Below are 14,056 nucleotides of genomic sequence, written 5' to 3'. Positions count from 1 at the left end.
CGCATTACCCTCTAGCTGTGAGATAAAACGATTCGGGATTATTCTAGCTAATGCCGGAATATCCATCTCGTAGTACCCCTTCGGGTAGGAACTTTGCTTGAACCCTAGCTTATAGGAAGGTTACGGAGCCTCCACTTCCTTGAGCGCCTTCTTCGGTCGCCCAGATACATCAATTATGTCCTATTCTGAACGCCTTCATCCGTGGGTGATAGTTCGGCTATTGCCAAAAATGCAACGAGTGATTGTGGCTCGGTTTCGCAACCGATCGGATGCCCAAGGCCACTTGCAGGCTCTGAAACGACTGATGCCCGATGCTGAATTTATAATTATTTTTGATTTAGGAAAGCCGATGGAAGAAGACTCTGAAGACTCTTAGGGGTTTGGGTGATTCGTGATGCCATAGCGCTGCACCCAAGGGCATAGGGAGTAGGCGTCCGGAAATGAAACGGGCAAGATGCCCGTTCCACCTACCGGGTCAAAGTAAAACTACTCTTCCCGATTCCCGATTCCCGTTCCCCTCCTGGGAGGGGTTAGGGGTGGGTTCCGATTCCCGATTCCCTGGGCGCAGCGCTATATCAGAGGATTTTGGTGTAGCGGCGGATATCTGGTGTATCAGCCACTAAGCCATCAAGTTGCTTGATGGCAGCTTGGAGATGCTCAGTGACCAGATGAGCATCTAGTGCTTCTGGTGTTGCCCACTCTTCCACAAAGGTAAAATCTGTTGGTTTTGTCTGATTTTGAAGTAATTCGTACTTCAAACAACCTTCTTCTGCTCTTGTGGGTTCAATCAATGCGCTCAGGACAGCTTTGAGTTCCTCAACTTTATCTGGCAGAGCTACAAGACGGGCAACAACATGCAAGGTAGAGTTAGACATATAGTAAAGGGAGTAGGGAGTAGGGAATAGGGAGTAGGGAGCAGGGAGCAGGCAAGAGGCAAGAGGCAAGAGGTAAAAGGCAAGAGGCCAAAAATCCTGTGTACTTGATAGCTATGAGAAACGCTATAGAACAAAGGGAGTAGGGAACTTCAGATCAAAAATTATCACAATTCCTACACGGATTGCTATATTTTAAGCTGACGGCTGACAGCTGACGGCTGACAGCTGACAGCTTAATCCTTACTAATTTAAGACAAAAACTTCAAGCCTAAAAACAAAGCAGCAATTGTTCCTGAAACACAAATTTCTCCTTGTTCAATTTTTTTCATAACCTCGTCTATAGGTACCAAAACAATTTCCACCTCTTCCGTAATATCTAGATTTTGGATACCCGATGGCTGAGCATCTTCCGCCATAATTAAATGAATTGTATTGGTATCTTTTACCGGATTATCATATAAGGTTGCTAGGGAAAACATATGCTCAGAGACATAACCAGTCTCTTCTTCTAATTCCCTAGCAGCTGCCTTCAGACTATCTTCTACTGTTGAGTTGAAACCACCCCCAGGGAGTTCCAATAAAATTTCTCCCACTCCATGGCGATATTGACGGACAAAAACAACATTGCGATCGCAAGTAATTGCCAGTATCAGCACAATATCCGGTCTAACATTGATGAAGTAGTCATCAACAATTTCACCACTTGGTAATTCTACTTCATCTTGCCTGACTCGACACCATTTATTGTCAAAAACCAACTTTGATTTCATGGTTTTCCATGGCTGTATTGAAATCATTAAATTACTGAATAATTACAAAAGGATAAGTTACAGTATTAAGGGTGAAGGTTGAAGGTTACAGGTTGAAGGTTGAAGGTTACAGGTTACAGGTTACAGGTTAGAGGTTGAAGGTTACAGGTTACAGGTTACAGGTTGGGTTAGAGGTTGAAGGTTACAGGTTAGAGGTTGAAGGTTACAGGTGGTAGGTTACAGGTTACAGATTGTAGGTTGTAGGTTACAAATTGGGTTACAGGTTGTATGTAGGTTAGAGGTTACACCTTGTAGGCGAGTATGATCTGGCAAACCTATTATTGACCATCGTCCTAGTAGAGTATAACCTTCAAGCTACCCTTCACCGAACCCCAAAGGCGAACAACCTTGGCCTTTGGCCACGCTACGCGAACAACTAAACAACCTTCAACCTTTAACCAAATAACCTTCAAGCTACCCTTCACCGAACCCCAAAGGCGAACAACCAACTAACCTTCAACCAACTAACCTTTAACCTTAAACTAAATAACCATATACTAAATAAACAATGCGTATTGGCGTTGAAACGTTCACGGTACATAAGCAGTTCCCTTTAACCATCAGTCGTGGCACCACTTCTGAAACCACCAATGTCTGGGTCAGGATCGAACAAGAGGGTATTGAAGCGTGGGGCGAAGGGTCTCCCTTTTCCCTAGGAAAGGCAACTAGCCTCAGCAATAGCTCGTCAGATCCAGGCACAGAAAGTTTCCTAACCCCCACCCCCCATAAGCAAACTACTGAGATTCTGCTGGAAGCCCTAGAGGTGGTTATCCCGATGCTGGAGGTATTTAGTCCTTGGGAACACCAACAAATTGAACGGGTTTTGGAGGAGGTACAGGTGCCATCAGCGGCTTGGGCGTCCATTGATTTGGCAATACATGACTGGCTAGGGAAGCGGGTGGGATTGCCCCTCTGGCGGCTGTGGGGATTGAACCGCCGCCGAATTGTACCAATTTCCGCTACGGTAGGCATTAGTGACCCAGAAAAGGCCAGGCAACGGGTGCAGGAATGGATTCCCATTACTGGTGCTCATGTACTGAAAATTAAATTAGGTTCACCTGAGGGGATTGCTGCTGATCAACAGATGATTCTGGCTATCCGAGATGAGGCACCAGAAGCCGAGTTGAGTGTAGATGCCAATGGGGGTTGGAGTTTGGAGGAAGGGGTAGAGATGTGTAACTGGCTGGCGAGTCAGGGGGTGAGGCATGTGGAACAACCCCTCGCTCCCGGAAAAGAGGTTGATTTACCCGAGTTGTATAAGCAATCCCCTTTACCAATTTTTGTGGATGAAAGTTGCAAGACTAGCCAAGATATTCCGCCGTTGGCAAACTGTGTCCATGGTATTAACATTAAACTAATGAAATCTGGTGGTTTAACTGAGGCAATACGGATGGTGCATACCGCAAAAGCTTGTGGGTTGCAGGTGATGTTTGGTTGCTATTCTGACAGTACTCTGGCGAATACAGCAGCTTCTCATCTCTCACCACTGGCAGATTATCTTGATTTAGACAGCCACTTAAACCTAGTAGATGACCCCTTCACAGGGGCAACCCTACAAAATGGGCATTTGATACCGAATAATTTACCAGGACTGGGGGTGAAACGCCGTGAATTTAACCACTAATCGGCGTATTGCGATTCTACTCCATGAAGGGATTCTTGGTTCAAAAGGCAAAACCGGACTGACTCTGTTACGCTATTGCCCAACTGAGATTGTGGTGGTGATCGACCAGCAGTGTGCTGGGCAGTCTTTGTCTAAATTAACTGGAATTAAGGTTAATGTCCCGATTGTAGATTCCGTGTCTGCTGCCCTGGCTTATCAACCGGATATCCTAGCCATTGGTATTGCGCCCTCTGGGGGAGCATTACCAGAGCCTTCGAGGCAGGAGGTCAAAGTAGGGGTAGGAGCAGGGTTATCGATTATCAATGGTTTGCATACTCCCATGGCATCTGACCCAGAGTTACAGCAATTACTGCAAGACGGTCAGGTAATTTGGGATATTCGTCGGGAACCGAAGGGATTAGGAATAGCAAGTGCTCAAGCGCGATCGCTACCTTGTCAGCGCATCTTGACAGTAGGTACAGATATGGTAGTGGGCAAAATGTCAGCAGCTCTGGAGTTATATTTGTGCGCCCAACGTCAGGGCATATCATCGAAGTTTCTAGCCACTGGTCAAGCTGGAATTATGATTTCTGGGGATGGCATTCCCTTGGATGGGATTCGGGTAGACTTTGCGGCTGGTGCTGTGGAACAAATGGTACTGCGCTATGGTAATGACCACGACTTATTGATCGTAGAAGGGCAGGGTTCCCTTTTGCATCCTGGTTCCACAGCTACTCTACCGCTAATTCGAGGAACTCAGCCCACGGGATTACTATTGGTCCATCGAGCCGGACAGGAGTCTGTTCGTAATCATGACCATGTGCCGATTCCCCCATTACCCAAAGTGATTGAGCTTTACGAGACCGTTGCTAGTGCTGGTGGGGCATTTGGTCAGGTAAAGGTGATTGCGATCGCACTTAATACTGGCCACTTGGATGATCAAGCTGCCCGGTCGGCCATTGAACAGGTACAAACAGAGACTGGCCTACCTTGTACCGATGCTGTGCGATTTGGAGCAGATGTATTGTTGAAAGCAGCAATTGGTGATCGGGAGTCGGCAGTCGGGAATCGGGAGTCGGGAATCGGGAATCGGGAGTCGGGGTAAGACAAGAATTTACTATACCTCAAACATGTTTCCCAGCTCCCCAACTCCCCAACTCCCCATCTCCCCAGCTCCCCAACTCCCCAGCTCCCCATCTCCCCAGCTCCAGCTCCCCAGCTCCCCATCTCCCCATCTCCCCATCTTCCCATCTCCCCATCTCCCCAGCTCCCCAGCTAGCTCCCCAGCTCCCCATCTCCGGATTAATCTTGGCGTACCTGGCATACTGAAAGAAGGGGGCAAGTAGCAACTACTCCCAGGAAATCTTGACCCAGAAAATTCTAAACGTTAATTACGTTAATTGAGTCAAATGAAACGTGAATCCAACAGTTCTAATGGGATACCTGAACTTAATTACACAACCTTAGCGATTCTTGGTGGGGTTTTTGTCTTGGGACTTGGAGTTGGTATTGCTTTTAGCTCTGGTGCCACTCTCAACCCAGAAAACGTTGCCTCCCGTGAAGTGATTGACCGCAGCGCACCAAACCCAGAGCTTTGTATTCAGTATGGTGCCAGTGCGATGGTGACGGATATGCAAGTTTTCGTGACTCTCAATCCCTTTAATGTGTATGTGACCCAGCCCAAGATGCGACCTGGGTGTGTTTTACGTCGGAATAACTGGTCAATTTTGGAACAGAGGAGGCTGATCTCATCGGAACAGGTCCGGGAATGCAAAAATCGGATGAATACTTTTGGTTTCACTGGTGTCCTTGAAGGTTCACCAGAAATCCGCTGTATCTATCAAAACGATGCAACCGGTAACTTATTCCTTAATCAAGGGGGTGCCACCGGACCACGGGAAACGGATCAGTTTTGAACTCCGATCTTGCACCAAGTTTAAAATTTACCTGTAAAAGTAGGGAACAGGGAACGGGGAACAGGGAACAGTGATTAAGATTTTACTCTCTCTTGATGCAAAGGGCGAGTGGGAGAAACCCCGTTTTACCGACTGCATCGCTTTCAGTACTGAAATTGATTGTTATCGCTTCCGTTATTAAGTTTTTTTTGTACTGGTGCAAGATTTCAGCCCAGGATTAGTATTTTTATAATACTGTTTTCGTCAATTATTACCCCCTGCTCCCTATTCCCTATTGCCTATTGCCTATTGCCTATTGCCTATTGCCTATTGCCTATTCCCGATTCCCGATTCCCGATTCCCTCCAATATAGATAAGGAAATTGTTTGATTTCCTTATCTCGATTTCATAGGTCCTTAATAAGGAGAAGACCAAGAGCGAACTTCGCCTAAAGTCACAGGAATTAAATCACTAACATCAATGGTAAAGCGGAAGACTTTCTTAGCTCGACGGTTGTTTTCTGGGTCAAAGAATTTCAACTGCACATCCCAACAATCACTATCCATCCGACAGAAAGGACTGCGCTGCACTACAATACTATCTAATTCCATTCCAGCTGCTACTGCTTCAGAGAAAGTTTGAGCTGCTTGGAAAGCGTTTGTTGCCGCAAAATTCAGCGCCCGGTCTTGAGAAGTTTGTCCTAAGTTACGCAGATCATAGTAAACCCGGTTGAGAAAACTGCTGAGGCTTTTCCGCATTTGCTCATCATCTGCCTCTGCCTGCTGACCCCGTACCGCTTCCAAAGCAGAAGAAACCAGCGTATTCACCCTCCAACCGTAGATGCCACGAGGACTTACCGGTTCAACCACTGGAACAACTTGCCCAGAGAACAGTTTTACGGTTCTTCCCGTTAACCGTCCAGGGATACTTACCCGTTCAATGTATTCCTCAGAATCTTCTGCTTGTACTTCCCCAGAGAGCAATTCCTGAAATGCAGCATAGACATCTCTGGCAAAGGACCCCGAAGGTTCGAGGGCGTAAATTGGAGTCAACTCCATATTCAGCGTCCAAATTAAGGACTTGGCTTCCGACAGATTTGCCTCCAGATAGTCCACCATCTGACGGGCATCATAGGGATTTGCTGGCACCTGAGTGCCTTCAATCTCATAAGGTGGCATCAACTGTTTGAAGGAGTCGCGCCGTGCTTCGGTTCCAAAGTCGTAACCCAGGGTTCCGATCACATAAATTATATCGCCACCACTGGCTTGAACGGGCTGGCTGGGGGTAATTGCATTTGCAGTAGTGTTGGACATTGCAGAGATCTGGTGATTTGATGTGGATACAGATGAAGTTGATACAGAGGTCGCGGTGACCGGGGCTTGTGTAGATTGAGGTTCAGAAGCAATAACAGCAACATCAGTGGGTTGTGCAGGGGCTACCGCTGTCTCAGTTGAGGAGGCCGCAACGGCAGGTTGAGCTTCTGTGGGATCAACGGCTGAAGTCACCTCAGCACTGAGTGCCAGTTGGGGGCTAGTTTCTGGCGTTCCGTCACAGCCACAGCCCGATGCTTCAACGGTTGAGAGTTCTTCAGATTCAGACATGGTTTCTCCTGTTAAATCAGTAAACGCCCCAGCAATATTAACCTCACCCACCAAACAACGAGGACGCTGATCGTTTTCCGGTAGGTTACAGGGTAGGGCTGTTTTTAGCAAGGCAGTACGAACTTTTTGGGGGTCAGGTTCTTCACCCCGTTGCCGTTGCAGACTGAGCAAAAGTGCCGCAACTCCACTGACAATGGGGGTGGCAAAGCTGGTGCCACTGAGTCTGACTGTACCACCTCCGGGTTTAGCTCCTAGAATATTCTCTCCCGGAGCCAGAATCCCTTGGTTTTGATAGGTTTGACCCCAATTACTCAGTTCTAGGGGTTGTCCCTGGCCATCCGTGGCTCCAACTGCTAGGACAGCCGGAAGGGCAGCGGGAACGTGTAAACACTCACACCCGTCATTGCCCGCAGCCGCCACAATTAATACATTATTGTCTCGGCACAGACCGACAGCCTGTTGGAGCCAGTCCTCTGCTTCACCATAGTCAGTCAGTTGTCCGCCGCTGATATTGATAATATGCGCTCCGGCATTAACGGCCTGTTCAATGGCACGAGACAAATCCAGTTGGGAGAGGCGGCGACCTTCATCGGCGAACACAGGTATGACTAACCCCTGGCAGTTCGGGGCAATCCCCTGCACAGGAGAACCATGCTGACCCAAAATCAGACTGGCAACATGAGTCCCATGGCTCGACATCCTCCCCCTCGGGTGTGCCTCTCCCTGAACTAACGTTGGCAACCGCTTTAGCCTAGCCCCATCAAAACAAGGATGAGCCTGGTCAACAACCCCATCTAGAACTGCAACAACAACTTGGGAGTCCCCTTTGGTTTTTTCCCAAAGTCCCTGTATTCCTGGGATTTTAGCAATTTCAGACATTGAATCCCAAACTAATTTTGGATTGTTAAGCCATTGGTTAACATACTATGTCCAGTGGTATAGAAGACTGATATAGCCACAAAACTTAATATTTAGGCACTTGCGTGTAAAAAAAATATCAATTAAAGTAGAATGGGCAGAGTTATATATAGCAATTTTTAGCGACGTTTGAGGACAAATCTTATCTTTTATCTTTTTAAGGCAAAAGGCAAAAGGCAAAAGGCAAAAGGCAAAAGGCAAAAGGCAAAAGGCAAAAGGCAAAAGGTAAGCTATCAGCTATCAGCATATGCTTAGATGGGCAAATCCCCAAACTTTCAATTCTGTCAAATCTCGAAATATTAAATTATCCTGTTCGATGTTTATTTTAAGCATTAGGCATTATAGCTGACCGCTGACTGCTGACCGCTGACTGCTGAATGTTGAGGGCAAAAGGCAATATTCAAGAGGGTTTTAAAGGAATCAGCCTCAAATAAAACTGTACCTCATAACTGCGAGAAACGCTAGAATCTGGAATACTCAAAAAAACCAAACTGTTTTTGACCACCCTAAAAGCTTCTTGATGACCTCTTGCCTCTTGCCTCTTACCTCTTGCCTCTTGCCTTTCCCTAAGAAAGTATGTTCATACCTCAAATCGAAATGCTATAGTCCAGGGCTATAGTAGGGTGGGCAAAGTTCTATAATCTAGAATACTCAAAAAAACCAAACTGTTTTTGCCCACCCTACAAGCTATTCCCAATAGTCCAGGGCTATAGTAGGGTGGGCAAAGTTCTATAATCTAGAATACTCAAAAAAACCAAACTGTTTTTGCCCACCCTACAAGCTATTCCCTCGGTTCAGCTCAAATCGAAATGCTATAGTCCAGGGCTATAGTAGGGTGGGCAAAGTTCTATAATCTAGAATACTCAAAAAAACCAAACTGTTTTTGCCCACCCTACAAGCTATTCCCAATAGTCCAGGGCTATAGTAGGGTGGGCAAAGTTCTATAATCTAGAATACTCAAAAAAACCAAACTGTTTTTGCCCACCCTACAAGCTATTCCCTCGGTTCAGCTCAAATCGAAATGCTATAGTTATTAAGGTTTGACTGGAACAGAAGCTAACATAAATTCCCCGACAGAAGACTCTTCATAGTAGTCAATTCCAGTGGCTTTTTGAAATAGATCAGAATTACCTGCTCCGATACCGCAGGGGGCTAAATTCATACTGGTGGCAACCAGATAGAAGGTTTGATACATAACTCCAACGTGTTTTAAAATCGCTGCATAGGCCATGGATTGATATTTCCAAAACATTCGTCCAAACCGGGCGGTAATCACGAATACAACCTGGGGCTGATCATGTTGAGCGCTGGCAAACCAAACATCCTGAACTAATGCTTCCGTTTCTGCGGTCCATGCTGAGACTTGACACAACACATGGTCTAAGGGGTGATAGTGATAGAGTCCCTGTTCTAATCCTTGACAAGAGTTAACCACGGGATAAATTTCCAATTCATAAATCGCACCCCCACCAGGATAGGGACGGTTACTGACCTCTCCCCGTTCTGTATCGAAGAGTTTTTTCACCCTGGCGCAACGATAGAGAAACTGCCCCAATTGTTCAAGGGTGATCGGGGTTTCGTCATATCGCCGGATCGAACGGCGAGTTTCCAGTGCCTGACTCAAGGGCATATCGCTTTGATTGAGTTCCTCTAAGTTGGGTTTTGCCAAGGGAATCACCACATCGGTCATCAATGGCTTCACCCCAGGCAAGGGGTCAATTTTACCGACATAGGGAAATATGCCACCCAAGGGATTATTATGTCTACCGAGGCGACTGCGGGAATGGAACAGTAAATCGTGAAATTCCCAAAACACTAAGGGTGGAGTTGCTTCTTCGCTCTCAACCTCTTCATCTTCTTCAAGAGGACTAGCAAAGGATGCAGACAACATCTGGGCCGCAAACAGTAAACTGAGAAACTGTTGGGCAATCTCTTCAGTAATTCCCGGAATTTCCTGACTCAAGCTGGCAGCGGTTTGGGGTTGAGATAACTGACTCACTAACCCAGGACCCCGCCAGTCTGAAAATTTAATCTTACCTTTGGTAAGGGGAGACTCTAATACCATTTCCCCTTCGACTTGATGGAGATAGGCGAAGCGAGACAGGGTAAATGCGAACGCATCCCAATCAATCTCAGGACAATCGAAGTAATAATCCCCTACCATGGGGATAGCGATCGCAAGGGGAGAAAGCTCAGGGGATGAGGGGGGGATGGCGTGACAGATCCAGCCCAGTTCGATCAGACGATTCAGGTAAGCATCGAACTTTTCCCGGACTTGTGTGCCGTCGGTTTCTAGGACTAAGGTTTGAAGTTGCCCGGCGGTGTGGGTTCCCTGTTTGAGAGCATCTAGAGCAGTTTTTAATCCCGGTTCCGGTTGATGAAATGTCAGCTTACGGCTTGAAGATTGGAGCAGAATATTGCTGTCAACAGAGGTGAGGGTGATTTCGGGTTTGAGGGAAACAGTTAAGGATGAGAAAGTCATTCTTCCAGTCAGAAGTCAACAGTAAGGCTGCATTTAACATTAACCCAAGCTGACAACAGATAACGAGAAGAATTTTTGCGCGTTAGCAACACCCTATATTATACCAAGTTGCGGTCAAACGTACAACTTTCTCTTCCGCCAATCTCCCTATCTCCCTATCTCCCTATCTCCCTATCTCCCTATCCAACCAATCTACTCTGTTTGAATGCAACTCGGTATTAAATTTGATCGGGATTAATGCCCAGCTGTCGTAACCGTTCTGGGAGTTGTTCAGCTCGTTGGTGTTCGAGTTGAGCTTTTTGTTGTCTTTCCTACGTTGCAAAAGCAAGTTCTGATCACAGGCAGCAATCAGTCCAACTTTTGATGCACTGAAAAAACAGATCACACTTGTCTATACAAAGTAGCTAGTCTGCGGGTAAACAAGCTTCTGCTAGTATTTATGGTGCATCTCATATTTGTAAAAAAGATGGGAAGTGTGGGGCCCGGGCGCGGGAATTTTCGCCCGAATTTTTGCCTAATTGCAAAAGCGATGCAGAGGTGCGACCCGTGGCGAATTTAATTACGGGTCAAGCGCACCTAAGCGGTCTTGGGGAGGCAGCGCGGTCTTGGGGGTCTCCCCCACTCGCTATTGCCGTGGTTTCCCCCATGAGCGACTGCATCAAGACACTGAGATGCACCCAGTATTTATTAGAGTTTAGATAATTATTACTAATAACCTGATATTCAAATTGCTATATTTTTCCATTAAAAATGCCTTATTTAAGGTAAATGCAATGTTGTATCACTACTTATTTATCACTACCATACTGTGTACTTCCTTTCCAATGGCAGCAATTACGCCAAGAGCCTGCGTATCTGTGACCGAGTTCCGGCAGAAACTAGCTTTATTGCCGACGCCTTCAACCAAGCGGCTGGTTTCCCAGCTAGTGATGTCGGGATTGCCTTGTTCGAGAGTACCAATCCCTTAGCCACCAGTGGTTTAGCTGAGCCGAACATCTATCTGACTAATATCCCCGATAGCGATCGCGGTCGCTATTACTCACCGGGAACCTCAGTGCCCGCAGGATGTAATGTAGCGATCAACCAAAATGGAGTAGTGGTTGTCGAAGTCGGAGATGTGCCCCAAGCTACTGCACCAGGAGAGCCACCGAATTCCTATGGGTTTATCCGATTCCGGGGTCGAGTCAAGTAAACTGTTAGCCATTTAAATTGTGAATGGGGGCGCTTTGGGGAGATGGGGAGAGCCGAAACACTCAATACTGGCAAATTCTAGCTAGCGATCGCAAAAGTGCTAGTGCAGAAAATGCCAATGGCCAAACCATCACCCATGATTCTCTAGAATTGCCTGACTATCATGATAAGAGCAGGCTCGGAGAGGAACGAATTATGATAGCTAGCACAGCTACTTACGAAGTTACCTGGGAAAAGTTACCTGATGATTTCGTTCTAGATGACGAACCAGTGGATAATATCAATCAACCATCCCTGGCTGCTGCTCTGACACAAAGTTTGGAAATTGCTGGCAAACTACCAGCTAATGCCCTGACTACTACCAATTATGGCATCTGTGCCACTTTGAATGGCAAAATCGCGGTAAAAGCCCCAGATTGGGGATATGTGCCATCGATTCGGGTGCCCAGAGAAGAAGTGAAACGCAGTTATACCCCAACACTTCAAGGGGATATTCCTGCTATTGTCATGGAATTTCTCTGTGATACTGAAGGTGGGGAGTATTCCAACAAGCCAACCTATCCTCCGGGCAAGTGGTTTTACTACGAGCAAGTGTTACAGGTTCCCAACTATGTCATTTTTGAGCCAGACACTGGAGTAATAGAAGTCTATCGGTTAGATGATTCAGGACGTTATCAACTCCAACCACCCGATGGTAATAACCGTTACTGGATTGATGAAATCAGCTTATTTCTGGGTATCTGGCAAGGAACTAAGGAAAACGGAACTGGTTACTGGTTACGTTGGTGGGATCAGCCAGGAGAACTGTTGCTGTGGGGTTCGGAGTTGGTGATCGAGGAACAGCAACGAGCTCAACAGGAACGGCAGCGAGCTGAGCAGGAACGGCAACGAGCTGAACAGGAACGGCAGCGAGCCGAGAAATTGGCAGCGCAGCTAAGAGCAGCAGGCATCGAGCCACAGGGATAATTGCTCAACTGGGATATCATATCCATTCCGGTAGCATTGCTCTTTTCAAGCTTGGGTAATTGGTCATTGGTCATTAGTCATTGTGATTACTCTCAATCCATGACTTATGGCCGATAAATGGAAAAAATAAAAGCCAACCAAAAATTAGTTAACACTTAACCAACTAAACATTTCGGCAACGGATAATTGCCAATCTTTAAGACTATCTAGTACAGGTAAAATTTCTTGATATGATTTGATTTCTGGCAATTGATTCGGTTTAAAGATCATCACTGATTCATCTTCAGGATCAATTAACCAGCCTAATTCTGTTCCTTGGTTCAGACAAAACAGAATTTTTTTTATCACTTTATTCGCAGATTGTTCAGGAGAAAGAATTTCGATTACCCAATCATGATAAAGCTCAAATTTCTTGGCAATTCTTCCTTTTTCTGTTTTCGGAATACGATCCCAACTAAATACTGTAATATCTGGAACAATAGAACGTCCCCCAAAAGTACATCTTAATTCAGGGAAAGCATGGGCGATTTTTTTCGATAAAACAACGTCATTTATCGCTGTACCAAGACGAATTTGTAAGGTACTATGTTCTCCTTGAGGCATAGGTTTTTGTTGAATTTCTCCATTGACATATTCACTAGCAGGTTTCGTTTCAGGAATTTCTAAAAATTCCGCCAGGGTCAACGTTTGTCTAATTTGATTAACAGCAACCATTTATGACCTCCTGTTTGTTAGATTTTAAGTAAGCATTCAGCGGTCAGCCGTCAGCCGTGAGCCGAAGGCTCACGCTTCGCGAACAGCTTATTTTATTCAAAAGCTGTTGCTGTAGCGTGTGCTATGGACATAAACTGTTCCCGTAGCGTGGCCACAGGCCTTTGGCTGATAGCTGTTGCCGTAGCGTTCGCGTAGCGCATTAGCTGATAGCTGATAGCTGAATGCTTAAGATTTTTACTGTTGCTGGATTCAGTTCCAGTAATCCCCACCAGAAAAGCGATGCTCGGTACGAGCCGCTACGCGAACGCATCCTACAAGATCCGTTTACTCTTTCAACCAATCAAATATCTCACCCACCTTAAGCTGCACTGCTTCGGCAAACTCTGGCACCGGCAACACCACCTCTAAGTTCTCAAACAGTTGCACGGATTTATCGGCACTATAGACAAATATCAAGGACTCTTCCGGATCCAATAACCACCCCATGTTAGTACCATTGTCGAGACAATGGAGAATGTTGCGAATGACTTTGGTTTGGCTCTGCTTGGGGGATAAGATCTCGATGGTCCAATCTGGATGTAGATTGAAGGAATTAGCCACTTGGCCATCATGATCACGAGGAATCCGTTCTGTACGAAAGACGGCAACGTCTGGGACAATTGATCGCCCACCAAAGGTACACCGCAGTTCGGGGAATGCCTGGGCAGTTCGCTCTGGCTTTAAGGCGAGTGTTAAAGCAAAACTCAATTCCCGTTGAAGGATGCTGTGCTTTCCTTGAGGCATAGATTTTTGTTGAATTTGTCCATTGACATATTCACTAGCAGGTTTGGTTTCAGGAAGTTCTAAAAATTCCGCCAGGGTTAACGTTTGTCTAATTTGATTAACAGCAACCATTTATGAGCTCCTCAGGACTTACGCGGTTAAGTTGATAAGCGCCCCCCTAGCCCCCCAATTTTGGGGGGTAATGATGTCAAAGTCCCCCAGAATTGGGGGATTTAGGGG

Annotated in this window: 16 protein-coding genes; 8 read left to right on the top strand and 8 right to left on the bottom strand. The window is 46.3% G+C overall.

All coding sequences use genetic code 11. The annotated features are described in order from the left end of the window. Positions 1-175 precede the first annotated feature (175 nt). Together F6K53_RS16540 and F6K53_RS16535 are read left to right on the top strand one after the other, a co-directional pair. Positions 176-376 carry a hypothetical protein gene (locus tag F6K53_RS16540; RefSeq protein WP_293022523.1) on the top strand — a complete coding sequence of 67 codons (201 nt, stop codon included), beginning with the start codon at positions 176-178 and terminating at the stop codon, positions 374-376. 64 nt (positions 377-440) lie between these two features. Beyond that, a complete protein-coding gene (locus F6K53_RS16535; protein WP_293022520.1) occupies positions 441-623 on the top strand; it encodes a hypothetical protein in 183 nt (60 codons plus the stop codon). On the opposite strand, the gene F6K53_RS16530 is transcribed toward F6K53_RS16535, so the two are convergent. Together F6K53_RS16530 and F6K53_RS16525 are read right to left on the bottom strand one after the other, a co-directional pair. Then, on the bottom strand, positions 576-944 hold the full coding sequence (locus F6K53_RS16530) for a putative quinol monooxygenase (RefSeq protein ID WP_293022517.1): 369 nt from the start codon (positions 942-944) through the stop codon (positions 576-578). The genes F6K53_RS16535 and F6K53_RS16530 overlap by 48 nt on opposite strands. Before the next feature lie 179 nt (positions 945-1,123). Further along, a complete protein-coding gene (locus tag F6K53_RS16525; protein WP_293022514.1) occupies positions 1,124-1,672 on the bottom strand; it encodes an NUDIX hydrolase in 549 nt (182 codons plus the stop codon). 520 nt (positions 1,673-2,192) lie between these two features. On the opposite strand from F6K53_RS16525, the gene F6K53_RS16520 reads away from it, so the two are divergent. Both F6K53_RS16520 and F6K53_RS16515 read left to right on the top strand, forming a co-directional pair. Then, complete coding sequence (locus F6K53_RS16520; RefSeq protein WP_293022511.1) at positions 2,193-3,308, top strand: dipeptide epimerase; 1,116 nt, start codon at positions 2,193-2,195, stop codon at positions 3,306-3,308. Further along, a complete protein-coding gene (locus tag F6K53_RS16515; protein ID WP_293022508.1) occupies positions 3,292-4,392 on the top strand; it encodes a DUF1611 domain-containing protein in 1,101 nt (366 codons plus the stop codon). The genes F6K53_RS16520 and F6K53_RS16515 overlap by 17 nt, the downstream gene beginning before the upstream one ends. 19 nt (positions 4,393-4,411) lie before the next feature. Here F6K53_RS16515 and F6K53_RS16510 read toward each other — a convergent pair whose 3' ends face one another. Beyond that, a complete protein-coding gene (locus tag F6K53_RS16510) occupies positions 4,412-4,582 on the bottom strand; it encodes a hypothetical protein (RefSeq protein WP_293022505.1) in 171 nt (56 codons plus the stop codon). 114 nt (positions 4,583-4,696) lie between these two features. Here F6K53_RS16510 and F6K53_RS16505 point away from each other — a divergent pair, with 114 nt between their 5' ends. Both F6K53_RS16505 and F6K53_RS16500 read left to right on the top strand, forming a co-directional pair. Next, entirely contained in the window at positions 4,697-5,203 is a 507-nt protein-coding gene (locus tag F6K53_RS16505; RefSeq protein WP_008187233.1) for a DUF3172 domain-containing protein, read from the top strand. Between the two features lie 159 nt (positions 5,204-5,362). Continuing rightward, complete coding sequence (locus F6K53_RS16500; protein WP_293022497.1) at positions 5,363-5,572, top strand: hypothetical protein; 210 nt, start codon at positions 5,363-5,365, stop codon at positions 5,570-5,572. 26 nt (positions 5,573-5,598) lie between these two features. Here F6K53_RS16500 and F6K53_RS16495 read toward each other — a convergent pair whose 3' ends face one another. Together F6K53_RS16495 and F6K53_RS16490 are read right to left on the bottom strand one after the other, a co-directional pair. Then, positions 5,599-7,662, bottom strand: a complete 2,064-nt coding sequence (locus F6K53_RS16495; RefSeq protein ID WP_293071312.1) for a PatA/PatG family cyanobactin maturation protease — start codon at positions 7,660-7,662, stop codon at positions 5,599-5,601. Positions 7,663-8,734: 1,072 nt separating this feature from the next. Then, positions 8,735-10,183 carry a SagB family peptide dehydrogenase gene (locus tag F6K53_RS16490; RefSeq protein ID WP_293071313.1) on the bottom strand — a complete coding sequence of 483 codons (1,449 nt, stop codon included), beginning with the start codon at positions 10,181-10,183 and terminating at the stop codon, positions 8,735-8,737. Positions 10,184-10,991: 808 nt separating this feature from the next. Between F6K53_RS16490 and F6K53_RS16485 the strand changes: the two genes are divergently transcribed. Both F6K53_RS16485 and F6K53_RS16480 read left to right on the top strand, forming a co-directional pair. Then, complete coding sequence (locus F6K53_RS16485) at positions 10,992-11,375, top strand: hypothetical protein (RefSeq protein ID WP_293022490.1); 384 nt, start codon at positions 10,992-10,994, stop codon at positions 11,373-11,375. 194 nt (positions 11,376-11,569) lie between these two features. Further along, on the top strand, positions 11,570-12,340 hold the full coding sequence (locus F6K53_RS16480; protein WP_293022529.1) for a Uma2 family endonuclease: 771 nt from the start codon (positions 11,570-11,572) through the stop codon (positions 12,338-12,340). A gap of 144 nt (positions 12,341-12,484) precedes the next feature. Here F6K53_RS16480 and F6K53_RS16475 read toward each other — a convergent pair whose 3' ends face one another. The 3 genes from F6K53_RS16475 to F6K53_RS16465 all read right to left on the bottom strand — a co-directional run bounded on the left by F6K53_RS16475 (position 12,485) and on the right by F6K53_RS16465 (position 13,948). Continuing rightward, a complete protein-coding gene (locus F6K53_RS16475) occupies positions 12,485-13,054 on the bottom strand; it encodes a Uma2 family endonuclease (RefSeq protein WP_293071314.1) in 570 nt (189 codons plus the stop codon). 92 nt (positions 13,055-13,146) lie between these two features. Continuing rightward, on the bottom strand, positions 13,147-13,323 hold the full coding sequence (locus F6K53_RS16470) for a hypothetical protein (RefSeq protein ID WP_293071315.1): 177 nt from the start codon (positions 13,321-13,323) through the stop codon (positions 13,147-13,149). A 55-nt stretch (positions 13,324-13,378) separates the two neighbouring features. Then, positions 13,379-13,948, bottom strand: coding sequence for a Uma2 family endonuclease (locus tag F6K53_RS16465; RefSeq protein WP_293071316.1), 570 nt, complete (start codon positions 13,946-13,948; stop codon positions 13,379-13,381). Between the last annotated feature and the right edge of the window lie 108 nt (positions 13,949-14,056).

The sequence above is a fragment of the Moorena sp. SIO4A1 genome, from assembly GCF_010672065.1.
In the GTDB taxonomy this organism is placed as follows: domain Bacteria; phylum Cyanobacteriota; class Cyanobacteriia; order Cyanobacteriales; family Coleofasciculaceae; genus Moorena.
This window is presented reverse-complemented; position numbering and strand designations above follow the sequence as displayed.

Bases quoted from the DNA above. Each gene is read 5' to 3' on its own strand.
- F6K53_RS16540 (WP_293022523.1), top strand. From the start codon at position 176: ATGTCCTATTCTGAACGCCTTCATCCGTGGGTGATAGTTCGGCTATTG.
- F6K53_RS16535 (WP_293022520.1), top strand. From the start codon at position 441: ATGAAACGGGCAAGATGCCCGTTCCACCTACCGGGTCAAAGTAAAACT.
- F6K53_RS16525 (WP_293022514.1), bottom strand. From the start codon at position 1,672: ATGATTTCAATACAGCCATGGAAAACCATGAAATCAAAGTTGGTTTTT.
- F6K53_RS16520 (WP_293022511.1), top strand. From the start codon at position 2,193: ATGCGTATTGGCGTTGAAACGTTCACGGTACATAAGCAGTTCCCTTTA.
- F6K53_RS16510 (WP_293022505.1), bottom strand. From the start codon at position 4,582: ATGGGGAGCTGGGGAGCTAGCTGGGGAGCTGGGGAGATGGGGAGATGG.
- F6K53_RS16505 (WP_008187233.1), top strand. From the start codon at position 4,697: ATGAAACGTGAATCCAACAGTTCTAATGGGATACCTGAACTTAATTAC.
- F6K53_RS16495 (WP_293071312.1), bottom strand. From the start codon at position 7,662: ATGTCTGAAATTGCTAAAATCCCAGGAATACAGGGACTTTGGGAAAAA.
- F6K53_RS16490 (WP_293071313.1), bottom strand. From the start codon at position 10,183: ATGACTTTCTCATCCTTAACTGTTTCCCTCAAACCCGAAATCACCCTC.
- F6K53_RS16480 (WP_293022529.1), top strand. From the start codon at position 11,570: ATGATAGCTAGCACAGCTACTTACGAAGTTACCTGGGAAAAGTTACCT.
- F6K53_RS16475 (WP_293071314.1), bottom strand. From the start codon at position 13,054: ATGGTTGCTGTTAATCAAATTAGACAAACGTTGACCCTGGCGGAATTT.
- F6K53_RS16465 (WP_293071316.1), bottom strand. From the start codon at position 13,948: ATGGTTGCTGTTAATCAAATTAGACAAACGTTAACCCTGGCGGAATTT.